This window comes from Streptomyces thioluteus (assembly GCF_039535865.1).
The window spans coordinates 1-23,142 of record NZ_BAAAXZ010000031.1 but is presented as its reverse complement, the minus strand read 5'-3'; the positions used below and the strand labels follow the sequence as shown (position 1 = coordinate 23,142).

Annotated in this window: 19 protein-coding genes and 6 pseudogenes; 16 read left to right on the top strand and 9 right to left on the bottom strand. The window is 73.4% G+C overall.

Features of this window, described 5'->3' with window-relative positions; genetic code table 11:
• The coding region (locus tag ABD794_RS04015) for a GntR family transcriptional regulator (RefSeq protein ID WP_344960923.1) at nt 1–361 on the bottom strand (361 nt) is incomplete at its 3' end.
• Between the two features lie 489 nt (nt 362–850).
• Here ABD794_RS04015 and ABD794_RS04010 point away from each other — a divergent pair.
• Nucleotides 851–1,911, top strand: a pseudogene (locus tag ABD794_RS04010) (DUF2637 domain-containing protein).
• A gap of 87 nt (nt 1,912–1,998) precedes the next feature.
• Here the strand turns inward: ABD794_RS04010 and ABD794_RS04005 are convergent.
• Nucleotides 1,999–2,545, bottom strand: a pseudogene (locus tag ABD794_RS04005) (ATP-binding protein); the annotation flags it as partial.
• A 281-nt stretch (nt 2,546–2,826) separates the two neighbouring features.
• Entirely contained in the window at nt 2,827–3,066 is a 240-nt protein-coding gene (locus ABD794_RS04000) for a PP2C family serine/threonine-protein phosphatase (protein ID WP_344960922.1), read from the bottom strand.
• Nucleotides 3,067–3,402: 336 nt separating this feature from the next.
• Here ABD794_RS04000 and ABD794_RS03995 point away from each other — a divergent pair, with 336 nt between their 5' ends.
• Together ABD794_RS03995 and ABD794_RS03990 are read left to right on the top strand one after the other, a co-directional pair.
• The gene (locus tag ABD794_RS03995) at nt 3,403–3,624 is read left to right on the top strand and encodes a hypothetical protein (RefSeq protein ID WP_344960921.1); all 222 of its coding nucleotides are present in this window, start codon (nt 3,403–3,405) and stop codon (nt 3,622–3,624) included.
• A gap of 1,308 nt (nt 3,625–4,932) precedes the next feature.
• Complete coding sequence (locus ABD794_RS03990; RefSeq protein WP_344960920.1) at nt 4,933–5,655, top strand: helix-turn-helix transcriptional regulator; 723 nt, start codon at nt 4,933–4,935, stop codon at nt 5,653–5,655.
• Between the two features lie 4 nt (nt 5,656–5,659).
• On the opposite strand, the gene ABD794_RS03985 is transcribed toward ABD794_RS03990, so the two are convergent.
• From ABD794_RS03985 to ABD794_RS03970, 4 genes and pseudogenes are all read right to left on the bottom strand, one after another.
• On the bottom strand, nt 5,660–6,148 hold the full coding sequence (locus tag ABD794_RS03985; RefSeq protein WP_344960919.1) for a methylated-DNA--[protein]-cysteine S-methyltransferase: 489 nt from the start codon (nt 6,146–6,148) through the stop codon (nt 5,660–5,662).
• Between the two features lies 1 nt (nt 6,149).
• Nucleotides 6,150–7,612 (bottom strand): annotated as a pseudogene (locus tag ABD794_RS03980) (AlkA N-terminal domain-containing protein).
• A gap of 243 nt (nt 7,613–7,855) precedes the next feature.
• Nucleotides 7,856–8,971, bottom strand: a pseudogene (gene rsgA / locus ABD794_RS03975) (ribosome small subunit-dependent GTPase A).
• Between the two features lie 200 nt (nt 8,972–9,171).
• Nucleotides 9,172–10,352, bottom strand: a pseudogene (locus tag ABD794_RS03970) (YihY/virulence factor BrkB family protein).
• Nucleotides 10,353–10,455: 103 nt separating this feature from the next.
• Between ABD794_RS03970 and ABD794_RS03965 the strand changes: the two are divergent.
• The 11 genes from ABD794_RS03965 (at nt 10,456) to ABD794_RS03915 (ending at nt 20,682) form a co-directional block, all read left to right on the top strand.
• Nucleotides 10,456–11,085: a GNAT family N-acetyltransferase gene (locus tag ABD794_RS03965; RefSeq protein ID WP_344960918.1), complete on the top strand. Its 630-nt coding sequence runs from the start codon at nt 10,456–10,458 to the stop codon at nt 11,083–11,085.
• A gap of 406 nt (nt 11,086–11,491) precedes the next feature.
• Entirely contained in the window at nt 11,492–13,195 is a 1,704-nt protein-coding gene (locus ABD794_RS03960) for a nitrite/sulfite reductase (RefSeq protein WP_344960917.1), read from the top strand.
• A gap of 24 nt (nt 13,196–13,219) precedes the next feature.
• Entirely contained in the window at nt 13,220–13,399 is a 180-nt protein-coding gene (locus ABD794_RS03955) for a hypothetical protein (RefSeq protein ID WP_344960925.1), read from the top strand.
• Nucleotides 13,386–14,069 carry a phosphoadenylyl-sulfate reductase gene (locus ABD794_RS03950; RefSeq protein ID WP_344960916.1) on the top strand — a complete coding sequence of 228 codons (684 nt, stop codon included), beginning with the start codon at nt 13,386–13,388 and terminating at the stop codon, nt 14,067–14,069. Before ABD794_RS03955 ends, ABD794_RS03950 begins: the two co-directional genes overlap by 14 nt.
• Nucleotides 14,070–14,095: 26 nt before the next feature.
• On the top strand, nt 14,096–14,629 hold the full coding sequence (gene cysC, locus ABD794_RS03945) for an adenylyl-sulfate kinase (protein ID WP_344960924.1): 534 nt from the start codon (nt 14,096–14,098) through the stop codon (nt 14,627–14,629).
• Nucleotides 14,626–15,537, top strand: coding sequence for a sulfate adenylyltransferase subunit CysD (cysD, locus tag ABD794_RS03940; RefSeq protein ID WP_344960915.1), 912 nt, complete (start codon nt 14,626–14,628; stop codon nt 15,535–15,537). The genes cysC and cysD overlap by 4 nt, the downstream gene beginning before the upstream one ends.
• A gap of 66 nt (nt 15,538–15,603) precedes the next feature.
• On the top strand, nt 15,604–16,926 hold the full coding sequence (locus ABD794_RS03935) for a sulfate adenylyltransferase subunit 1 (protein ID WP_344960914.1): 1,323 nt from the start codon (nt 15,604–15,606) through the stop codon (nt 16,924–16,926).
• A gap of 176 nt (nt 16,927–17,102) precedes the next feature.
• Nucleotides 17,103–18,209 carry an aliphatic sulfonate ABC transporter substrate-binding protein gene (locus ABD794_RS03930; protein ID WP_344960913.1) on the top strand — a complete coding sequence of 369 codons (1,107 nt, stop codon included), beginning with the start codon at nt 17,103–17,105 and terminating at the stop codon, nt 18,207–18,209.
• Between the two features lie 64 nt (nt 18,210–18,273).
• Entirely contained in the window at nt 18,274–19,032 is a 759-nt protein-coding gene (locus tag ABD794_RS03925) for an ABC transporter ATP-binding protein (protein WP_344960912.1), read from the top strand.
• Nucleotides 19,019–19,891 carry an ABC transporter permease gene (locus ABD794_RS03920; protein WP_344960911.1) on the top strand — a complete coding sequence of 291 codons (873 nt, stop codon included), beginning with the start codon at nt 19,019–19,021 and terminating at the stop codon, nt 19,889–19,891. The genes ABD794_RS03925 and ABD794_RS03920 overlap by 14 nt, the downstream gene beginning before the upstream one ends.
• Nucleotides 19,888–20,682: a sirohydrochlorin chelatase gene (locus ABD794_RS03915; protein ID WP_344960910.1), complete on the top strand. Its 795-nt coding sequence runs from the start codon at nt 19,888–19,890 to the stop codon at nt 20,680–20,682. Before ABD794_RS03920 ends, ABD794_RS03915 begins: the two co-directional genes overlap by 4 nt.
• Nucleotides 20,683–20,969: 287 nt before the next feature.
• Here ABD794_RS03915 and ABD794_RS03910 read toward each other — a convergent pair whose 3' ends face one another.
• A complete protein-coding gene (locus tag ABD794_RS03910) occupies nt 20,970–21,413 on the bottom strand; it encodes an SRPBCC family protein (RefSeq protein WP_344960909.1) in 444 nt (147 codons plus the stop codon).
• A 450-nt stretch (nt 21,414–21,863) separates the two neighbouring features.
• Nucleotides 21,864–22,340: a MarR family winged helix-turn-helix transcriptional regulator gene (locus tag ABD794_RS03905; RefSeq protein WP_344960908.1), complete on the bottom strand. Its 477-nt coding sequence runs from the start codon at nt 22,338–22,340 to the stop codon at nt 21,864–21,866.
• A gap of 125 nt (nt 22,341–22,465) precedes the next feature.
• Here ABD794_RS03905 and ABD794_RS03900 point away from each other — a divergent pair.
• Nucleotides 22,466–22,651 (top strand): annotated as a pseudogene (locus ABD794_RS03900) (NAD-dependent epimerase/dehydratase family protein); the annotation flags it as partial.
• Between the two features lie 88 nt (nt 22,652–22,739).
• Nucleotides 22,740–23,142 (top strand): SDR family oxidoreductase (locus ABD794_RS03895; protein WP_425585916.1); only part of this gene is annotated, 403 nt, incomplete at its 3' end.

Genomic DNA, 23,142 nt, shown 5'->3' with positions numbered 1-23,142 from the left:
TGGGCACGGCCTCGACGGCCCCCTCCTGGACAAGCTGCTGCATGGCCTCGCGGACGGGGGTCGCCGAGACGCCGAACCGCTCGGCGAGCACCGGCCCGGAGTAGACCTCACCGGGTATGAGCTCGCCGCCGAGGAGCGCCTTGCGCAGGGCGTCGAGCACCTGGCCCCGGACGGAGTAGCGGGTGGGCATCCGCCGCGCGGGCCCCGGGCCCGGCGCTTCGGCGCACCCGTGGACGTGCTCGCCGCGGGCCGCGGCGCTCCCGGGGAGCGGGGCGAGCGGTGCGAGCGGCGCGCGGGCGGGTTCGCCGGGTCCGTCGATGCGCTGGCGCGGCACGGCGGGATGGGGTCTGCCCTGCTCCATGGGGGTCCTCCTGTGTGTTCCTTCGAACCATAGGCGGCATGTCCGGCAGTTCAAACCCCGGACCAGCATGGGTAAGGTACGCCTTACTTATCCCCATGTGCTCCACGGCGTTCCCCCGCGCCCACCGCCCCGGCGCCGAGCACTCCGCCCGCAGACGGACGCGACGGCCGGGAGCCCGCGGCACCCGAGCAAGACGCCGGACGAAGAGGCCCGCGCACGGGCCGAGTTGGGGCACGGCCGCAACGGACCGGAGCCACGGAGCGCCCCCAACGGGTGATCACAAGGCGATCGAGTCGAATCCACCCGGACGAGTGGATTGATGAGAACACAATTCCCTTGCCGCTGAATGGCGTTCGAGAGGATACACACCTATCCGTATGCCCTTGCCGTCCATTGGCGGGGAGTTGCCACGAAACCCCTTGGCTCCCGGGCCGATTCCGCCAGGATGGCGCGCGAAAGGCCGTACCGCGACGCAAGGGAAGCAAGAAGATGAGAGTGACCGACATACCGCTGAATTGGGTTTTGCCCAGTGCCGTGGCGCTCGCCGGAGCCGTGGTGGCGGTGACGGTGTACGCCCGGGGCAAGAACGGCCCGGACGACCTGGCGGCCACCGATTCCTGGGAACGCACCGAGGAACGCAGAAGGCGCAAGGAAGCCCTCTACGGCAGCGCCTCCTACGTGCTCCTCTTCTGCTGCGCGGCGGTCGCCGCCGCGCTCTCCTTCCACGGCCTGGTCGGCTTCGGACGGCAGAACCTGGGCCTGTGGGGCGGCTGGGAGTACCTGGTCCCCTTCGGGCTCGACGGCGCGGCCATGTTCTGCTCGGTGCTCGCCGTGGCGCGAGGCCAGCCACGGCGACGCGGCGCTCGGCTCCCGGATGCTGGTGTGGACCTTCGCGGGCGCGGCGGCCTGGTTCAACTGGGTGCACGCGCCCCGCGGGATGGACCACGCGGGCGCACCGCAGTTCTTCGCCGGCATGTCGCTGTCGGCGGCGGTCCTCTTCGACCGCGCGCTCAAGCAGACCCGCCGGGCCGCGCTGCGCGAACAGGGGGCTGGTCCCCCGCCCGTTGCCGCAGATCCGGATGGTCCGCTGGCTGCGGGCCCCGCGCGAGACGTTCGGCGCCTGGTCGCTGATGCTCCTGGAGGGCGTGCGCACGCTGGACGAGGCGGTCGACGAGGTCCGCGAGGACAAGCGGCAGCGGCAGCAGCACCGGCTGCGCCGCCGCGAGGCGGGCAAGCTGGAGCGCGCCCGGCTCAAGGCGTACAACCGCCAGCACCGCATCCTGTGGGGGCGGGCGCGCGGCGGACGGCAGGTGGAGGTGACCGCGGTGGCGTCCGCTCCGCAGCCGGCCCAGATCGGCTCGCAGTCCGGACCGGAACCTTCCATAACCGACCCGGAGCAGCTCCCCCTGCACAATCGCCCGTTTCAGGCGGTGAACCGGCCCGGGCCCGGCGAGCCCATCGACCTGACCGCCGAGGACGACACCCAGCCCATCCAGCGGCTCGACTCGCTGGAGGAGCGGCTGGCGCGCATCGCCAAGCAGATCGGCTGACCCGCTCCCTCCGGGCCCCCGCGGCTCGGAGCGGAGCGGTCGGCACGCGCGTCGTGACCACCCTCGACCGCCCGTGACCGTCAGCGGTCCTCGGCGTCCGAGCTCGAACCACACGGCTTTTCCCACCCCGTGGGCCCGTACGCCCCAGCAGTCCGCGAGGGAGTCGACGAGCAGCAGGCCGCGCACCGGAGGTCGCGGTCCCGGCCGCGTCGACGGTCCCGGCCCCGGGATTCCGGGGGTCCGGCACCACCGGGGACGCGCGCAGCGCCGGACGCCGGGAGAAGAGGTCCCGCACCTCCACGCGCAGCAGCCCCTTGGCGGGGGCGGCGGGGCCGCCGGAGAGGACGGCGCTCACCACCGCGCCGCCGTCCGTGTGCAGCAGGGCGTTGGTGACCAGCTCGCTCGTCAGCAGCTCGGCGGTCTCGGCCCGCCCGGGTGCCCCCCAGTGCTCCAGGAACCGGCGCAGTCCGGCCCGCGTCTCCGCGACGGCGGCCAGGTCACCGCGCCGGAGCCGTCTTTCCCAGCACGGCTCCCGTCCCCCTTTCCCCACCTCTTCCGAAGCCGTGCCGTCCGCGGACCCTTCCCGACCTTCGCGGTTCCCCGCGCCCACCCAGCGTGCAGTCCGCCTTTTCATTTCCGTCCGCCCCGACCCCTCCCCGGCGCCCCCGGCATCGAACAGGCTCACGGCAAATGCATGCCCCGCGCCCGGGGGAACGACTCCTGTTGACCCCTCAACATCGGTGAAGTGCGTCGGCGATGTAGGTCGGCGGTGCGGCGGGAATACGGACACGTCCCGCGCCGGTGGTGAATAGTCGCTCCCCGGCGGACACTTCGCCCGGAGAAGGCGCGCGAAAGGGCCGGGAAACGCTCCCGGCCCGCTCGCGCTCGCGCCACGTCGTGCTACGCGGCGCCGTGCTACGTCTCCCAGATCGCGCACGCCGTGCGGTCGTCGGCGTAGCCCTTGACGCGCAGCTGCGCGTCGGCCAGGAATTCGGCCAGCCCCGGCGGCTGCGTCCGCGCGCCCCACCGCTCGGCCAGCGCGTCGGCCAGCGCGGGCTCCCCGCGCAGCGGCTCCGCCAGACCCGCGCTGCACAGCAGCAGCGCGTCACCGGGCCGGGCCACCGAGGCGCGGAAGCGGAAGGGTTCGCTCGGCACCTCCTCGGGGGTCGATGGCGGGGGTGGTGCCGGGCGTGGGGATGCCGAGGTCCACGGTGATCCGGTCCTCGCACAGGGCGGGCGTGCCGGTCTCCGGGACGCCGCCGGGGGCGCCGTCCGCGCGCGGCTCGGGGTCGAGGTCCTGCCAGGCCCCCTCGCGCAGCCGGAAGAGACCGCCGCCTCCGACGCCGAAGAAGACCCGGGTGCGGCAGCGGACATCGGCCGGCAGCAGCAGACAGCGCAGGGGCGGCCGTGTACTCGGCGGGCCGCAGCCCCAGTTCGGCGGCGCGGGCGCGCAGCCGGCCGTAGGAGCGGTCGGTCAACCGGTGCAGTCCCGTGCGCAGTTCGCCGCGCCGCCCGGCCCGGATGTCCTCGCCGAGCCGGGGCGTGGCTGCGGCCGACCGCGCCGCCCAGCCAGGAGCAGATGTCGCGCGCCGCGCGGTGCGCGCGCCCTCGGCGGCGCGTGCCCCGCTGGCCACGGCGACCAGCAGCACGGCGTCCTCCCCGCCGCCGAACCGGGCGGTGAGCAGCGCGTCGCGCCGCGGCTCGCCGCGGTAGCGGGCGGAGTCCCCGCGCAGGGACACGGCCCGCAGCGTCATGGCCCCGTACCGCGCCCCGTCGAGGACGGTGTCGGGAACGAGGTCGTCCAGCACGCCGGGGTCGGCCTCGGGCCAGGCGGTCGGCTCGGCCTCGTAGGTGGGCGGGCCCTGGCCGACGAACTCGGGCACGCGGGAGCGGGTGCCGTCCCGGCGGCGGGGCCGGGGGACCTGGGCGACCACCGCCGCCTCCAGCGACGCGGCCGACTCGGACGCCTCGGCCGTCCCGGAGACGTCGGGCGCCCCGAGGAACCCGGACGCCCCGGGGGCCTCCGGCGGGACGTCCGCCGCTCCCGGGGTCCGGAGGGACTCCGGCGCGACGGACCCGTCCGGACCCGGGGCGGGGGCCCGTCGGCTCCGGGGGTCCTTGGGCCCGGTGGACGTCCCGGGGGACCGGTACGGAGTCCCATGCCCTCGGGGGCCGGGAGGACCTCGGCGCGGGGGACACCTCCGGCGAGCGGGCAGCGCCCCTCGCCCCCGGAACCCGGGGGGAATCCGCCCCGGCGGACGCCTCCGACGGCCGGGCCGGGCTCGTCCTCCCCGGGCTCCGGGGGTCCTTCGGCCGGGCGGACGCGTCCGACGCGCGAGCGGCGCCGGGTGCCTCCGGTGCCGGAGCGGCGTCCGGTCCCCCCGGGCTCCGGAGGGACCCGGGCGTTCCGGGGGCGTCGGACAGAAAGGTGGCGGGGACGGCGGAGGCCGTCCGGGGCGGGCGGCGTTTCGGGCCCGCCGGGGGCACTCCCAGCTCCCAGTGGGGCTCGGTGGCGTCGGGAGGCCGGGACGTCCGCCCGGACGCGGGAGGCGGAGGAGGGGGCGGAGGCGGTGGGGGTGGGGGCGGTGGGGGCGGGGGCGGCGGAGGGGGCGGGCCTTCGAGCGGGCCGGCCAGGTCCGGGAGCGGGGGCAGCCGCGACGGGTCGGGGAGCGCGCCGCCCAGGGAGAGCGACCAACTGGCGCGGGCGGGCAGGCCGCTGGGCGGCGGCGCGGTGCCCGGGGGGCGGCCGGGCGGAGCCGCGGACGGGGGCGGCGGGTCGCCGCCCACGACGGCCGCTGCCGAAGCGAACCGGTCGTCGAGGCTGTCCTCACCGGCGGCGGAGTCCGGGGCCTCGACGGGCCGGCCGTACAACTCCGCCCACCAGGCGTCCTCTTGTCCCTGATCCCCCAGCTGACTCATGCCCTTATTGTCCACACTGCGGGGCATACGGGAAGAGTGCACGAGGCCCTCCGCACGGGATGATGGCGGCAGTCGCAACACCGTTGTGGGGAGGGGTGTCATATGCCCGGTGCCATAGGCCCGGCGGTCGTCGGGAATCCGGAACGGGAAAGACGCGCAGGACAGCACGGGCGCGAGTGGTCGCAGGACGGGCCGCCGGCCACCGGTGCGGCGGTGGAGGTCGTCACCGGGACGCAGGCCGTGACGCGCCGGCTGACCCGGCTGCGGCTGGGGGCGGTCGAAGAAGTGTGCGCGCTGGTGAGGAACCGCCCCTGGGTTGACACGGGAGACGCGCGGGGCGTACATCACCGGACCGTTGTTGACCGCAGGGTGCGTCCCGCGCCCGTCGACCGCGCGGGGGCGCACCTGGTCCGGATCGCCGAGCGGGTGCCGGCCGAACTGTTCCTCGCCGACCACCGGGAAGGACTGCTCGTCGTCGCCGCACCCGACGCCGAACCGGCCGCGCTCGTGGTGGGCCCGGGCGAACTGCTCGACTCGCTCGTCATGTTGTTCGAGACGATGTGGCGCGAGGCGCGCCCGCTGTGGCCGGCCGGGGGGCAGGTCGCCGCCGCGCTCCCGTCCGCCGGCCCCGACGCCACGGACCTGGCGGTGCTGTCGCTGCTGCTGTCCGGGCTGACCGACGCGAGCGTCGCCAAGCAACTCGGGCTGGGCCTGCGGACGGTGCAGCGCCGGGTGAAGCGGCTGATGGAACTGGCGGGGGTCACCACCCGGCTCCAGCTGGGATGGATCGCGGCGGAACGGGGGTGGACGGCGGCCCGCCGCTGAACACCTACCGCTCCAGGTCCAGCAGGTACCGCTTGCGCTCCAGCCCTCCCGCGTACCCGGTGAGCGACCCGTCCGCGCCGATCACCCGGTGGCAGGGGCGCAGCACCAGCAGCGGGTTGGCCCCGACGGCGCCGCCGACCGCGCGCACCGCGGCGCGGGAGGCGCCGATCCGCCGGGCCAGCTCGCCGTAGGTGGTGGTGGCGCCGTACGGAACGGAGTCGAGGGCGTCCCACACGCGGCGGCGGAAGTCCGTACCGTCCGGGGCGTACTCCAGGTCGAACTCCCGCCGTTCGCCGGCGAAGTACCCCGCGAGCTGCCGGCCCGCCTCGGTGAACGCCTCCGGCGCCCGCCGCCAGTCCGGGCCGACGGTCGCGCCGCCCTTCTGCCCGGGGACGGAGAGGGAGACGATCGCGGTCCCGCCGGGGGCGGTGGGCGAGGGGCGGCCGGCGAGCAGGAGGAGGCCGAGGGGGCTGTCGATTTCGGTGCAGAGCATGTCAGGAGTCCTTGTTCCGGAGGTTCCAGAGGTGGTGCAGGGCGTACGAGCGCCAGGGACGCCAGGCGTCCTCGGCTCCCGGTCCCGTGGCGAGGGCGGTGAGCGCGCGCCGGGCACCGGCGTCGCCCGGGAGGAAGACGTCCGGGTCGCCGAGCGCCCGCATCCGGATGTAGCCGGCGGTCCAGGGGCCGACGCCGCGCAGTGCGAGCAGCCGGCGCTCGGTGTCGTCGCGGTCGGCGCCCGGGTCGAGGCGCACGGTGCCGTCCGCGAGGGCCGTGGCGACGGTGCGCAGGGTGGTCGCGCGGGCCTCGGGCATGCCGGCGGACTCCGCGGCGGCCAGGGCGGCGGGTTCCGGGAAGAGATGGGTGAGCGTGCCGTCCGGGGCGGCGAGCGGGGTGCCGTGCGCGGCGACGAGCCGGGCCCCGAGGCGGGTCGCCGCCGCGACGGAGACCTGCTGGCCGAGCACCGCGCGCACCGCGAGCTCGTCCGCGTCCGCCGCTCCCGGTGAGCGCAGGCCCGGCCGGGCGGCGACCAGCGGGCGCAGCGCCGGGTCGGCGCCCAGCCGTTCGGCGACGGCGTCCGGGTCCGCGTCCAGGTCGAACAGGCGCCGTACGCGCTGGACGGCGGCGGCCAGGTCGCGCAGGTCGGTCAGGTGCAGTCGGCAGGCGAGCCAGCCGGCGGCGGCGCGGTGCGGTTCCTGGACCTCGGCGATGCCGGTGCCGTACGGGAGCCGCAGGGTGCGGCGGTAGGTCCGGGCGCCCGGGACGCCCGTCATCTCCTCGACGCCGGGGATCGCCCGGCGTTCGAGGAACGCGAAGACCTCGCGGGCGGCGTACGGGCCGCGGTGCGCCAGCCGGAGCGGGATGCCGCCCGGCTGCGGCTCCTCCCCCTTGGCCCGGGGCGCGCCCCGCAGGGCGGTGGGGGTCTGCGCGTAGATCTCGCGGATCGTGTCGTTGAACTGCCGCACGCTCGCGAAAACCGGCCGCGAACGCGGCCTCCGTGACCGGCAGTTCCGTGGTCTGCAACAGGACGCGCGCGGTGTGGGCGCGCTGGGCGCGGGCGAGGGCGACGGGGGCCGGCACCGAGCTCCTCGGTGAGCTGCCGGTGCACCTGGCGGGTGCTGTAGCCGAGCCGGTCCGCGAGGCCCTGGACGCCCTCGCGGTCCACGACGCCGTCGCCGATCAGCCGCATCGCCCGCCCGACGAGGTCGGCCCGCAGGTTCCACTCCGCCGACCCCGGCACGGCGTCGGGCCGGCACCGCCGGCACGCCCGGAACCCGGCGCCCTGCGCGGCGGCGGCCGACGCGTAGAAGCGGACGTTCCGCCGCTTGGGGGTGACGGCCGGGCAACTGGGCCGGCAGTAGATGCCGGTCGTGGCGACGGCGAAGAAGAAGGTGCCGTCGAAGCGGGCGTCTCGGCTGGAGACGGCTCGGTAGCGGAGGTCGTCGTCGGGGGTGGCGTTCACGTTTCCAGTGTGGAGCAGGTGGGCGGGTGCGACTGGCGGGAATCGGACGGTGGGGTTTTACTGCCCCTGGCCCGCCCTTTCACCGTTTCCCGGGGAGACCCCGGACCCCATTCGTCCTTCGGACGAAGTCCTCAAGCGCCGGACGGGCTGTTCAGCCCCGTCCGGCGTTTGAGGACAGCGCACGCAGCGTGCTGCTGCGGAAACGGTGAAAGGGCGGGGCGGGGCAAACCCCCCGGAGAACGCCTAGCGGCGCGAGCGGCCTCGCTTCAGATCCGCCGCCCGCTCCCCCTCGCCTGCCGCCGCTTCCACTCCCGCCGCATCTCCGCCCGCAGCACGCGCATCCGTCCGCGCCGCGATCCCGCGCGTTCTCCCGCAGCAGCTTGCGGTAGCTGTCGAGCCGGCGGTGGCCGAGCTCGCCGGACGCGACCGCCGCCGCGACCGCGCACCCCGGCTCCCCGTCGTGACCGCAGTCGTGGAAGCGGCACGCCGCCGCCAGCGACTCGACGTCCGGAGAACGCCCGGGCGACACCGGACGACGCGTCCCAGAGCCCCACCCCCCGCAGCCCCGGCGTGTCGATGAGCACGCCCCCGCCCGGCAGGGGCAGCGGCAGCAGGTTGCGCGTGGTGGTCGTGTGCCGTCCCTTCCCGTCGCGGTCCCGGATGGCCCCGCACGTCCTGCACGTCCTCGCCGACGAGCGCGTTGGCGAGCGTGGACTTGCCGGCCCCGGACTGGCCGAGCAGCACGCCCGTGCCCCCGGCGAGCAGCGCGGCGAGCTCGCCGACGCCCTCGCCCGTGGCCGAGCTGACGGCCAGCACCCGCGCGCCCCGCGGCGCCACCGCCCGCGTGTCGGCGAGGAGATGGGCGAGCGTCCCCGCGTCGGGCACGAGGTCCGCCTTGGTGAGGGCGACGACGGGCTCGGCGCCGGACTCCCAGGCCAGCGCGAGGAAACCGTTCGACGCGGCCGAGGTCGGGGTCGGCGGTGAGGGCGAACGCGATGACCGCCCGGTCCACGTTGGCGGCCAGGATCTGGCCGTCGGACCGCTTGGAGGAGGTGGAGCGCACGAAGGCACGTCCGGGCGCGGGAGCAGTGCCCGGACGTGGCCGGCGGTCAGGTCGACGGCCGCCCAGTCCCCGGTGCACATGATGCCGATCGGGTCACCGGTGGCGACGGGCGCGGCGTCGGCCCGGACGGTGCGGACGCCGGTGCCGTCGGCGGAGGCGACGACGACGTCGCAGTGCCCGCGGTCGACGCGGACGATCCGGCCGGGTACGAGGCCCCGGACGGCGAAGGGGGCGTGGCTGTCAGCGAAGCCCTCGTCCCAGCCGTAGGCGGTGAGGGGGTGAGCAGCGGTGGACACAGTGGTGTTCCTTCGGAAGGAGGGAGGAGGTGGTGCGGTACGCGGGGATCCCTGTGAAGACCGTCATCGCGATCTCACCTCCTGCTTCCGAAGAGTCCGAATGGTCCGGGAGGACTTCGGGAGGACTCTACGCATGCGAAAGGGCGCGGGGCGAAGGGTTTTCCACCCTTCGCCCCGCGCCCGGCCGGATAGCGGAGCCGCTACTCCTTGCGGTGCTTCCCGCCCTTCTCCCCCTTCACGTGCTGCAGCCGCGTCCGCACGTCCTCCGGCGGCAGGAACTGCGCCCAGCGCTCGGGGAACTCCGAGGGCGGCACCCGGTCCTGCCCCGGCCACGCCGTCGTCCTCCCCCGCCTCGGCGGGGTCGGCGGGGTCGTCCTCGTACTCGTGGACCATCGCCAACGCGGCCCGCTCCGCCACCGTCCGGGCTGCGGCGGCCGCGCGCTGCCGGTCGACGTCGGCGCGGGCGGCGGCGGTGGCGACGGACGGCCACACCCGGTCCATGGCCGCGTTGACCGCCGCCCCGACGAGCACCGCGAAGGCCGAGACGCCGATCCACAGCAGGACGGCGACGGGCGCGGCGAGCGAGCCGTAGATCGTGGGGCCCTCCACGGTGTGGGTGAGGTAGATGCGCAGCAGGAAGCTGCCGAACACCCACATCGTCAGGGCCACGAGCGCCCCGGGGATGTCCTCCTGCCAGGGCGAACGCACCGGGACGGACACGTGGTAGAGCGTGGTGAGGAACGCGATGGACAGCACGATGACCACGGGCCAGTACAGGAACCGGACGAGGCCCTCGCTCCAGGGCAGGATGCTCACCATCGTCTCCGGGCCGATGACCATCAGCGCGCAGCACCACCGCCCCGATGAGCAGGGCGACGATGTAGAGCAGGAAGGCGAGCAGCCGGGTGCGGACGATGCCGCGCTTGCCCTCCAGCCCGTACATGATCGTGATGGTCTCGATGAAGACGTTCACAGCCCGCGAGCCGGACCACAGGGCGATGGCGAAGCCCAGGGAGACGATCTCCGGGCGGCGGCCGCCCTTGTCCACGTCGTGCAGCAGCGGCTTGGTGATGTCCTCGACGCCGCGGTCGGAGAGGACGGCCGCCGAGGCCCTGATGATGTTGTTCTTCAGGCTCTCGATGGTGTGGGTGCCCGTCCAGTCGTCCAGGTATCCGAGGAGGCTGATGAGGGCGAGGAGCAGGGGCGGCAGCGAGAGCAGGGTGAAGAAGGCCGCTTCCGCGGCCAGTCCCGTGACCCGATATTCCATGCAGGAGTTGACGGTGTCCTTGAGGAGCAGCCACGCCATCCTGCGTTTCGAAACGTTCCGGTACAGGGCCCGGGCTCGGTGGAGCCGGCCCTTCCGTGGCCCCCGGTGGTTCATTTGTCGCTTCCTGCACGCGCTAACGGTATCCGCCTCCGACCGGTGTGTTCACCCGCCGAGGGGCCCGGACGGGCCGCCGGGAGGGCCGTGGTTGGGTGGGGCCATGAACGACGCGACGATCTCCGTGACCACCTGGTCCCTGCAGATGACCTCACCGGCCGATCCGGTCCCGCCCTCCGCTCCGGCCCCGGGACCGGAGATCCGGTTCGTCCGTGCCGAGGTGCCCTCGCCCGAATTCAGCCGGTACCTCTACACAGCCGTCGGCGGCGACTGGACGTGGACGGACCGGCTGCCGTGGTCGTACGAGCGGTGGCGCGCGCATCTGGAGCGGCCGGGCGTGGAGACCTGGGTGGCCTACGACCGGGGGACGCCGGCGGGCTACATCGAGATGGAGGCGCAGCCGGAAGGCGCGGTCGAGATCGTCTACTTCGGGCTGCTGCCCGCCTTCCAGGGCCGGGGCATCGGCGGGCACCTGCTGGCGTTCGGGACCGAGCGGGCCTGGGACCTGGCGGAGAGGTGGCCGGACCGGGAGCCGACGCGGCGGGTGTGGCTGCACACCTGCACCAAGGACGGCCCGCACGCGCTCGCCAACTACGAGCGGCGCGGCTTCCGGGTGTTCGCGACGGAGACGGCGGACGAGCCGGCCGTCGCCGCGCCGGGCCCCTGGCCGGGGGCGCACGACGGCCCGTACGACGGCGTGCCGGAAGGCGCGCACGAGGGCGCGGCCGTCTGACGCGCGGACGCGCCCCCGCGCCACCCCGTCCCATTCTCCGGGACGGGGTGTCTCACATTCCGGCAAATGGTGGACTGTTCCAAGACCTGCGTGCCACTCTTCCCTCATGTCACGAGCTGGGATTGCCTTGGTGAGCCGGCGTCACGTCGACCTCGGCCGCATGTTCAGCGCCATCTGTCCGGCGGGCTGACAGCCGCAGCACCACCGTTCCCCACCGCCGTCCCCGTCGTCGTGGACGGACGTGTTCCTGTTCGCCCCCTCCGGTCCGCAAGTGCGCACAGCTCCACGCTCTTTGGCGTCCATCCGCAGGTGACAGGCGTGCCCTTGTGCGCCACCGACCCGCCCCCGCACCGCCCGGCACCGCCGCAGCAGGACAGCAGCAGCACCTCCCGAAGGACGGATCGCCATGCCTGCCACCCCGAAGTCCCCCGCCGCCGGCGAAGCGGCGGCCCGCCGGAAGACCGGCCGCCACCGAGGCGAAGGCCAGTGGGCCGTGGGCCACTTCACCCCGCTCAACGGCAACGAGCAGTTCAAGAAGGACGACGACGGTCTCAACGTACGGACACGAATTGAGACGATCTACTCGAAGACGGGTTTCGACTCGATCGACCCCGCCGACCTGCGCGGCAGGATGCGCTGGTGGGGGCTGTACACCCAGCGCAGGCCCGGCATCGACGGCGGGAAGACGGCCATCCTCGAGGACGCCGAACTCGACGACAAGTTCTTCATGCTGCGGGTGCGCATCGACGGCGGGCGGCTGACCACCGGGCAGTTGCGGGTGATCGGCGAGATCTCCCAGGAGTTCGCCCGCGGCACCGCGGACCTCACCGACCGGCAGAACATCCAGTACCACTGGATCCGCATCGAGGACGTCCCCGAGATCTGGCGGCGGCTGGAGGCGGTCGGCCTGTCCACCACGGAGGCATGCGGCGACACGCCCCGGGTGATCCTGGGCTCCCCCGTCGCCGGCATCGCCGAGGACGAGATCGTCGACGGCACCCCGGCGATCGACGAGATCCACCGCCGTTTCGTGGGCAATCCCGACTTCTCCAACCTGCCCCGGAAGTTCAAGTCGGCCGTCTCCGGCTCCCCGTTGCTCGACGTGGCCCACGAGATCAACGACGTCGCCTTCGTCGGCGTCCGCCACCCCGAGCACGGCCCGGGCTTCGACGTCTGGGTGGGCGGCGGGCTGTCCACCAACCCCAAGATCGGTGTCCGGCTGGGCGCGTGGGTTCCGCTGTCCGAGGTGCCGGACGTCTTCGGCGCGGTCATCGGGATCTTCCGCGACTACGGCTACCGGCGGCTGCGCACCCGCGCCCGGCTGAAGTTCCTCGTCGCCGACTGGGGGGCGGAACGATTCCGCGAGGTGCTGGAGAAGGAGTACCTCGGCCGCCCGCTCCTCGACGGCCCCGCGCCCGAGGTGCCCGTCGAGCGCTGGCGCGACCACGTGGGCGTGCACCGTCAGAAGGACGGCCGCTACTACGTCGGCTTCGCCCCGCGCGTCGGCCGGGTGGACGGCAGCACCCTCACGAAGATCGCCGAACTGGCCGAGGAACACGGCTCCGGCCGCCTCCGCACCACGGCCGAGCAGAAGATGATCGTGCTCGACGTGGAGGAGGACCAGGTCGCCTCCCTCAGCGCCGGACTGGAGGCGCTGGACCTGCGCGTCTCCCCGTCCCCCTTCCGGCGCGGCACGATGGCCTGCACCGGCATCGAGTTCTGCAAGATCGCGATCGTGGAGACCAAGGCGCGCGGCGCGTCCCTCATCGACGAACTGGAGCGACGGCTCCCGGAGTTCGACGAGCCGCTCACCATCAATCTCAACGGCTGCCCCAACGCCTGCGCCCGCATCCAGGTCGCGGACATCGGTCTCAAGGGCCAGCTCGTCCTCGACGACGACGGCCGGCAGGTCGAGGGCTACCAGGTGCACCTGGGCGGCGCGCTCGGGCTCCAGGCCGGCTTCGGCCGCAAGGTCCGCGGCCTGAAGGTCACGTCGGACGGGCTGCCCGACTACGTCGAGCGCGTACTGCGCCGCTACCTCGAACAGCGCACGGACGGCGAGCGGTTCGCGGCGTGGACCGCCCGGGCCTCGGAGGAGGACCTCTCATGAGCTGGGAGAACCGCCCAGCGGTAGCTGGGGGGAGCGCGCGCCGTCCCCTTCCACTGCCCCTACTGCGCCGACGAGGACCTGCGCCCCCACGAGAGCGGCCACGGCGCCTGGGAGTGCGCCGCCTGCAACCGCGCGTTCCAGCTGAAGTTCCTCGGGCTGCTCGCCCGGCGCACCGCCCCGGGAGGCCCGCATGAGCAGCCTTGAGCAACTCGCCCTGCGCGCGGGCCGGGAGCTGGAGGACGCCCCCGCCCTGGAGATCCTGCGCTGGGCCGCCGACACCTTCGGCGGGCGCTTCTGCGTCACCTCCTCCATGGAGGACGCCGTCGTCGCCCACCTCGCCTCCCGCGTCCGGCCCGGCGTGGACGTCGTCTTCCTGGACACCGGCTACCACTTCCCCGAGACCATCGGCACCCGCGACGCCGTCGAGGCGGTGATGGACGTCCGCGTCCTGACCCTCACCCCCGTGCAGACGGTGGCCGAACAGGACGCCGAGCACGGCCCGAAGCTGCACGACCGCGACCCGGACCTGTGCTGCGCCCTGCGCAAGGTCCGACCGCTGGAGGCCGGGCTGGCCGGCTACGACGCGTGGGCGACCGGGCTGCGCCGCGACGAGTCCCCGACCCGGGCGGACACGCCCGTCGTCGGCTGGGACGCCCGGCGCGGCAAGGTCAAGGTGGCGCCGATCGCCCGCTGGACCCAGGACGACGTGGACGCCTACGTCGCCGAACACGGCGTGCTCGTCAACCCGTTGCTGATGGACGGCTACGCGTCGGTCGGCTGCGCACCCTGCACCCGCCGGGTGCGCGAGGGCGAGGACGCCCGGGCCGGCCGCTGGGCCGGTCTGGCCAAGACCGAGTGCGGACTGCACGGATGACCGAGACGGAACCCGGAGGGAACCGGATGACGGGTGCCACGGTGTGGCTCACCGGCCTGCCGAGCGCGGGCAAGACGACGATCGCCCGCGCGCTGGCCGGCCGGCTGCGCGACGAGGGCCGCCGGGCGGAGGTGCTGGACGGCGACGAGATCCGCACGTTCCTCTCCGCCGGGCTGGGCTTCTCCCGCGCCGACCGGGACACCAACGTCCAACGGATCGGCTTCGTCGCCCGGTTGCTCGCCGCGCACGGCGTCACCGTCCTCGTCCCCGTCATCGCGCCGTACGCGGACTCCCGCGAGGCGGTGCGCAAACGGCACCTGGAGCACGGCACGCCCTACGTCGAGGTGCACGTGGCGACGCCGCTGGAGGTGTGCGCGGAGCGCGACGTGAAGGGCCTGTACGCGCGGCAGGCGAAGGGCGAGATATCCGGACTGACCGGCGTGGACGACCCGTACGAGGCCCCGGACGCCCCGGACCTGCGGCTGGCCGCGCACGGCCGGACGGTGACGGAGTCGGCGGACGCGGTGTACGGACTGCTGGCGGGGAAGGGGCTCCTGTGACCACCGACAGCCCCTACGTCCTCTCTCACCTGGACGTCCTGGAGTCGGAGGCGGTGCACGTCTTCCGGGAGGTGGCGGGCGAGTTCGAGCGCCCGGTGATCCTCTTCTCGGGCGGCAAGGACTCCGTCGTCATGCTGCACCTGGCGCTCAAGGCCTTCGCCCCCGCCCCGCTGCCGTTCGCCCTGCTGCACATCGACACCGGGCACAACTTCCCCGAGGTGCTGGCCTACCGCGACCGCACGGCCGCCCGCCACGGGCTGCGCCTGCACGTCGCGTCCGTCCAGGAGTTCATCGACGACGGGCGGCTGCGCGAGCGCCCCGACGGCACCCGCAACCCGCTGCAGACCGTCCCGCTGCTCGACGCCATCGGAACGCACCGCTTCGACGCGGTCTTCGGCGGCGGACGCCGCGACGAGGAGAAGGCCCGCGCCAAGGAACGGGTCTTCTCCCTGCGGGACGAGTTCGGCGGCTGGGACCCGCGCCGCCAGCGCCCCGAGCTGTGGCAGCTCTACAACGGCCGGCACTCCCCCGGCGAGCATGTCCGCGTCTTCCCGCTGTCCAACTGGACGGAGCTGGACGTGTGGCAGTACATCGCCCGCGAGCGGATCGAGCTCCCGGAGATCTACTTCGCGCACCGGCGCGAGGTCTTCCGCCGCGACGGCATGTGGCTGACCGCCGGCGCCTGGGGCGGGCCCGAGGACGGCGAACCGGTGGAGAAGCGCCGGGTGCGCTACCGCACCGTCGGCGACATGTCCTGCACGGGTGCCGTCGAGTCGGACGCCACGACGACCGACGCCGTGATCGCCGAGATCGCGGCCTCGCGTCTCACCGAGCGGGGCGCCACCCGGGCGGACGACAGGCTCTCGGACGCGGCCATGGAGGACCGCAAGAGAGAGGGCTACTTCTGAAGTCCCCTTCCGAAGCCCCGCCTCTTCGAGCCCCTTCACCCGTTTCATGAGCTCCAGGGACGAAGCATGACCACACCCGAGCACGCCGCCGCCACCACCCTGCTGCAATTCGCCACCGCAGGATCCGTCGACGACGGCAAGTCCACCCTCGTCGGGCGGCTGCTGCACGACTCCCGGTCCGTACTGGCCGACCAGTTGGAGGCCGTCGAGCACGCCTCCCGGAGCCGCGGCCACGACGCACCCGACCTGGCCCTGCTCACCGACGGGCTGCGGGCCGAGCGCGAGCAGGGCATCACCATCGACGTCGCATACCGCTACTTCGCCACCGCCCGCCGCCGGTTCGTCCTCGCCGACACCCCCGGACACGTGCAGTACACCCGCAACATGGTCACCGGGGCGTCCACGGCGGAACTCGCCGTGGTGCTGGTCGACGCCCGCAACGGCGTCGTCGAACAGACCCGCCGGCACGCCGCCGTTGCCGCCCTGCTGCGCGTCCCGCACGTCGTGCTGGCCGTCAACAAGATGGACCTCGTGGACTGGGCGGAGCCCGTCTTCGCCCGCATCGCCGAGGAGTTCGGCGCGTACGCCGCCTCGCTGGGCGTCCCCGAGGTGACGGCGATCCCGATCTCGGCGCTCGCGGGCGACAACGTGGTGACGCCGTCCGCGCACATGGACTGGTACGGCGGGCCGACCGTGCTGGAGCACCTGGAGACCGTCCCGGTCGTCGCCGACCCCACCGCCGACCCGGCCCGCTTCCCCGTGCAGTACGTCATCCGCCCGCAGACCGCCGAGCACCCCGACTACCGCGGCTACGCGGGCCGGATCGCCTCCGGCGTGCTCCGCGTCGGCGACCCGGTGACCGTCCTGCCCTCCGGCCGCACCAGCACGATCGCCGCCCTCGACGCGCTCGGCACCCCGGCCGACGTCGCCTGGGCCCCGCAGTCGGTGACCGTGCGCCTCGCCGACGACCTCGACGTCTCGCGCGGCGACCTGATCGCCCCCGCCGCCGACGCGCCCGTCCCGGTGCGCGACGTGGAGGCGACCGTGTGCCACGTGGCCGACCGGCCGCTGCGGACCGGCGACCGGGTGCTGCTCAAGCACACCACGCGCACGGTCAAGGCGATCGTCAAGGACCTCCCGTCCCGGCTGAACCTCGCCGACCTGTCCCAGCACCCCGCCCCGGACGAACTGGCCGCCAACGACATCGGCCGGGTCGTGCTGCGCACGGACGGGCCGCTGGCGCTCGACCCGTACGCCGTCTCCCGGCGCACCGGTTCCTTCCTGCTGATCGACCCGGCCGACGGCACGACGCTGACGGCGGGCATGGCGGGCGCGGCGTTCGGCGCGCCCGCGGAGGACGCGGCGGACGACGAGGGCTGGGACTTCTGACATGGGACCGCAGGACTTCTTCAGGGACTTCTTCACGGACTTCGACAAGAAGGGCGGCCGCGTGGGCAGCGGCGCCCTCGGCAGCGGACAGGGCGGAGTCGGCCGATGTGCGCGCTGACGCCCGTACCCCCCACCCCCGCCCAGGCCCGTCCGGACCGTCGAGAGGAAGCCCCCTCATGTCCGCCCCCGACCCGGCCCGCCGCGTACTCGCGGCCCTGGCCGCACTGCCGCTGCTGACCGCCGCGCTCACCGCCTGCGGCTACGGCTCCCAGGCCGCGAAGACGGACGCCAGGTCCACGGCCACGGAAGGGAGGAAGCTCTCCGCGGACACGGTCCGCATCGGCTACTTCCCCAACATCACGCACGCCACCCCCCTGGTCGGCGAGCAGGAGGGGATCCTGCAGAAGGAACTCGGCGGCACGAAGCTCAAGTCGGCCACCTTCAACGCGGGACCGTCCGAGATCGAGGCGCTCAACGCCGGTTCGATCGACATCGGCTGGATCGGCCCGTCGCCCGCCATCAACGGCTGGGCCAAGTCGAAGGGCAGGAGCCTGCGCATCGTCTCCGGCTCCGCCTCCGGGGGCGTCAGGCTCGTCGTCGACCCGAAGAAGATCGGCTCGCTCGACGACGTCAAGGGCAAGCGGATCGCGACCCCGCAGAAGGGCAACACCCAGGACGTCGCCTTCCTCAACTGGATCGCGGGCAAGGGCTGGAAGGTCGATCCGCAGAGCGGCAAGGGCGACGTCTCGGTGGTCCGCACGGACAACAAGGTCATCCCCGACGCCTTCAAGTCCGGCTCCGTGGACGGCGCCTGGGTGCCCGAGCCCACCGCGTCCAAGCTGGTCTCCGAGGGCGGCAAGGTGCTGCTGGACGAGTCCTCGCTGTGGCCGGACGGCAAGTTCGTGATCACCAATATGATCGTGTCGCAGAAGTTCCTGGCCGCACACCCGGACGTGGTCGAGGCCGTGCTGCGCGGCTCGGTGCGGACCAACGCCTGGATCGCCGCCCACCCGGACCAGGCGAAGGCCTCGGCCAACGAGGCGTTGAAGAGGCTCTCCGGCAAGGCGCTCCCGGCCGGGATCCTCGACCCGGCCTGGAAGTCGATCCGGACCCTCGACGACCCGCTCGCCTCGACGCTGCGGGCCGAGGCCGACCACGCCGTGGCCGCCGGGCTGCTCGACCGGCCCGACCTGTCCGGCATCTACGACCTGACCCTGCTCAACAAGGTGCTCGCGGCCGAGGGCAGGCCCGCGGTGAGCGCGGCGAAGCTCGGCAAGCAGTAGTGGCAGTGTCCGCCCACGGCAGTGTCCGCCCACGTACTCGGAGGTCCGGATGGCCCCGGCAACCATGACCACCTTGGACCACGCGGTCCGTCTCGACCACGTCGGCAAGAGCTTCGGACGCTCCGGTGACGGCCGTCCCGTGCTGGAGGACATCAACCTGACCGTAGGACCGGGGGAGTTCGTCTGCCTGCTCGGCGCCTCGGGCTGCGGCAAGTCCACCCTGCTCAACCTGGTCGCCGGGCTGGACCGGCCGACGGCCGGCACGATCGACGTGCCCGGCGGCCGCCCGGCGCTGATGTTCCAGGAGCACGCGCTCTTCCCCTGGCTGACCGCGGGCCGCAACATCGAGCTCGCGCTGCGGCTGCGCGGCGTCCCCCGGTCCGGGCGGCGGACGGAGGCCGAGCGGCTGCTCGACCTCGTACGGCTCGGCGGCTCGTACGGAAAGCGGGTGCACGAGCTGTCGGGCGGCATGCGCCAGCGCGTGGCCCTCGCCCGCGCCCTGGCCCAGGACAGCCGGCTGCTGCTGATGGACGAGCCGTTCGCCGCGCTCGACGCCATCACCCGGGACGTGCTGCACCACGAACTGGCCCGGATCTGGAGCGGGACGGAGCTGTCGGTGCTCTTCGTCACCCACAACGTCCGCGAGGCGGTCCGGCTGGGCCAGCGGGTGGTGCTGCTGTCGTCGCGGCCCGGCCGGGTGGCCAGGGAGTGGACGGTGGACCTGCCGCAGCCGCGCCGCATCGAGGACGCGGCCGTCGCGGAGCTGTCCGTGGAGATAACCGAGGAACTACGGGGGGAGATCCGCCGCCATGGCAAACACTGAGACCGTCCATCCGGACCTGGCCGGCCTGGAGGCCGGACTCGACGCGCTGGACGCCGTACAGGTCCGGCGCACCCCCTTCCGCCAGGTTCTGCTCCGCAAGGTGCTGCCCCCGCTGACCGCCGTGCTGCTGGTGCTCGCCGTGTGGAAGCTCCTCGTCGTCGCCGGGGTCACCGCCGACTACAAGCTTCCCGACCCCTCGGCGGTCTGGGGCAGCCTGCGCGAACTGTGGCTGAACGGGACGCTGTTCGACATCATCTGGACCAGCGTCTCGCGCGGCCTGCTCGGCTTCGCGGCCGCCCTCGCCATCGGCACACCGCTGGGGCTGCTGGTGGCCCGGGTGCCGTTCGTCCGGGCGGCGCTCGGACCGATCCTCTCCGGCCTCCAGTCCCTCCCCTCCGTCGCCTGGGTACCGGCGGCCGTCATCTGGCTCGGCATCACCGACGCCGCGATGTACGCCGTCATCCTGCTGGGCGCGGTGCCGTCGATCGCCAACGGGCTGGTCTCCGGCATCGACCAGGTCCCCCCGCTCTATCTGCGGGCCGGCCGGACGCTGGGGGCGACGGGGGCGCGGGGCGCCCGGTTCGTCCTGCTGCCGGCCGCGCTGCCCGGCTACATCGCCGGGCTCAAGCAGGGCTGGGCCTTCTCCTGGCGCTCGCTGATGGCCGCCGAACTCATCGCGTCCTCCCCGGACTTGGGGCTGGGCCTGGGCCAGTACCTGGAGAACGCGCGCACCGACTCCGACATGCCGGGCGTGCTGCTGGGGATCCTCCTCATCCTCTTCGTCGGCATCGCCATCGACCTGGCGGTCTTCAGCCCGCTGGAACGGCGGGTGCTGCGAACGCGGGGGCTGGCCGCGTGACGTTGGTACTCGTCGCCCACGGCAGCCGCGACCCCCGGCACGCGGCGACGGTCGCCGCGCTGCGCGCCGGGGTCGCGGCGCGGCGCCCGGACGTACGGGTCGAGTCGGGCTTCCTGGACTTCTGCACGCCGTCGGTGCCGGAGGTGCTGGCCCGGCTGGCGGCGGACGGGGTGCGGTCGGCGGTCGCGGTGCCGCTGCTGCTGACGCGGGCGTTCCACGCGCAGACGGACATCCCGGAGGTCCTCCTTTCCTCCTGCCCACCGTCGTTGACGGTCCGTCAGGCAGCCGTCCTGGGCCCGTCCCCCCTCCTCGTCACCGCCCTGGAACGCCGCCTCGCGGAGGCGGGGGTACGCGACCGTTCCCGAACGGGGGTGGTGCTGGCGGCGGCGGGCACGTCCGACCCCCGGGGGCTGGCCGTGGTCGAGGACGTCGCCCGCCGCTGGCAGCACACCGGTTGGCGAGCGGTGCGCTGCGCCTACGCCTCGGCCTCCGGCCCGCGCACGGAGGAGGCGGTACGCGCACTGCGGGCGTCCGGGTGCGAACGGGTCGCCGTGGCCCGCTACGTCCTGGCCCCCGGCCGACTCCCGGACCGCATCGCGGCGGGGGCGCGGGAGGCGGGGGCGGATGCGGTGACGGATGTGCTGGGGGCGGGGAGGGAGGTGGTGTCGGTGGTGCTGCGGCGGTATGAGGAGGCGTTGGAGCTTTCGTCCCCGCGCTCCGCCCCTTCACCGCCAGATGCTCACCGCTGTCGCTGTGAACATCGAGCGCCTCAGCGGTCTACCCCCGGCTGACGCGCCCCGCCCCGTCCGTCGGCCGCCTTCAGAACTTCCTGGGCCGGAAGGAAATCCCTCGGATGAAGTCCTGGCAGGCTGCCAGCAGTTGACCTTGACGTCGCCAAGGTCCCCGACAGAGTCAAGCTGCGGACTTCACCCGGAGAGCGCTGCGGGGTCGAGGGCGGCCCAACGTCCCAGTCGCACGCAGCGCTGACATCAGGGTGCAGGGCGGAGCCCCCCAACTGCGCGGAGCGCGGGTCGACGCGCCCCGCGCGCAGCGGGAGGACTCAGCCCTACCATCCGCCTCAACTGGTCGCAGAATGCAGAGATTCCGCACGGTCTTTGAGCGCCTGGTTGAACTGTTCAAAACCCAGCGCGGTCGAGTCCAGCTTGCTCCCCATCAGCGCCGGCAGCACGCCGGAGAACGTCTCCTTGTGGTCAAAAGAGGTTCCTCTGCCGGTCTCGGTCAGGATGAACTCGTGCATACCGTCGAAAATCCCGGGTACCAGCAGCCTGCCAATCCACCGCAAGTGCCTGCCCGGATCGGCGACGAGCACCTTCGGCTTAAACGACATCGCGCGGGCGCCACTTTGCCGTAGGGTGATAGCGAGCCGCTCACCCGGTTTGGCACGACCCGCCGCTTTGACCATGAACGGGTTCCATTCAACATACCTGTCGAAACTGACGAGCACATCCCAAACCAGGGATACGGGTGCAGAAATTTTCACGTTTGTTTCAACAACACGCATTGGACTGAATCCTTCGATTCGGTGAGGGACTCTGTAGAAGCCACTGCGATCACTTGCTGCCTGCGGAGCGTGTTGACCCCGGAAAATCACAATTCGCCACCCGGCGAGGCCATGCGCCTGAACATGCCTGGCCGTGACGACCTGAACCAGGAGGCAAGGTTCCTGGCCCAGATAAGTCGAGCCTTCCATCGTTCCACAGTCGTCAACGACTTCCTGTCAGCTCACCCTACTTCTGACGACCAATCGACATCCACCCGATGACGTGAGACTGACCGCAAGGGCACCCTCTTTGCGTGATTTGCCGCCCTGTCTCGCACGCAGAGGCCTCTGTTTCCTTGGGACGTACACAATGATGGCCGCCATACGCAAGCCCCGGCATCCGCACTGACACCTCGGCGTGTTTCGGCGTAATAGATTTTTACGGAGGAGGGTTGGGGGGGGCGGGGAGACTCACCTCTCCCGCGCGCCTCCGGCGCGCAAGCGCTCCACCTGCCCCAACCCCACCTCCGACCCCCGCCGCAAAAACTCCTCGATCACCACGAGTTGCTCGTCCGGGAACGAGGCCAGCAGCTCCCGGAACGCCCGCCCCGGCCCCTCCCACGCCTCCCCCAGCCTCCCGACCGCATCGGCCGCGAGGACGACCAACGCCCGCCGCCGGTCCGCCGGATCGGCCCGCCGCTCCGCGAACCCCGCCTTCTCCAGCCGGTCCACGAGCCGCGTCGCGGCCCCCGGCGTCAGGCCGGTCAGCCGGGCGATCTCCCCCGTGCCCAGCGGCCGGTCCTCCATCTCCAGCAGGCTCAGGCACTGCAGATCCGTGGGGTGCAGCCCCATCCGTGAGGCCATGGCCTGGTTGAACAACGCGTAGACCGCGTAGTGCCGCCGGCTCTCCGCCTTGACCCGCGCCACCAGTTCGCCCCGGTCCGCCACCGGACACCTCCACCGCTCCACCACGATCAAATTTACTTGCGCGGCGCGATCTTTGCGCGACACAATATTTCCGCGACGCACTCTTCCGTCGCCCCACGCATCCTACGAAAGGCACGCCCCCCACCATGACGACCCTCGTCACCGGCGCCCGCGGCCGCGTCGGCAGCACCCTGATCGAGCTCCTGCACGCCCGCGGCCTGCCGGTCCGCGCCGCCTCCCGGGCCCCGGAGAAACCGACGGACCTCCCGACGGACGTACCCCGCGTCCGCTGCGCGCTCGACGACCCGGAGACGTTCCCCGCCGCGCTCGACGGCGTCACCTCCGTCTTCCTCTACGCGGACGCCTCCCGCATCGACGACTTCCTCGCCGCGGCCGCCACCGCCGGGCGTCCGGCACATCGTGCTGCTGTCGTCGTCCTCCGTGCTCGTCCCGGACCCGGCCGCCGACCCCATCGCCCGCGGCCACTGGGCCGCCGAACAGGCCCTGGCCGCCTCGCCGATCACCTCGACGTTCCTGCGGCCGGGCGCCTTCGCCACCAACGCGCTCGCCTGGCCCCACGCCCTCCGGGCCACCGGCACCGTCCGCCTCCCCGTCCCCGACGCCCACGCCGACCCGATCCACGAACGCGACCTGGCCGAGGCCGCCCTCGCGGTCCTCACCGACCCGGAGCCGCGCGGCGGCGCCCCACCACCTCACCGGCCCGGAGTCGCTCACCTTCCGGGAGCAGCTCGCCGTCGTCGCCCGGATCACGGGCACGGCCGCCGAGGCCGAGGCCGTCGCCCCCGAGGAGTGGAAGCGGGGG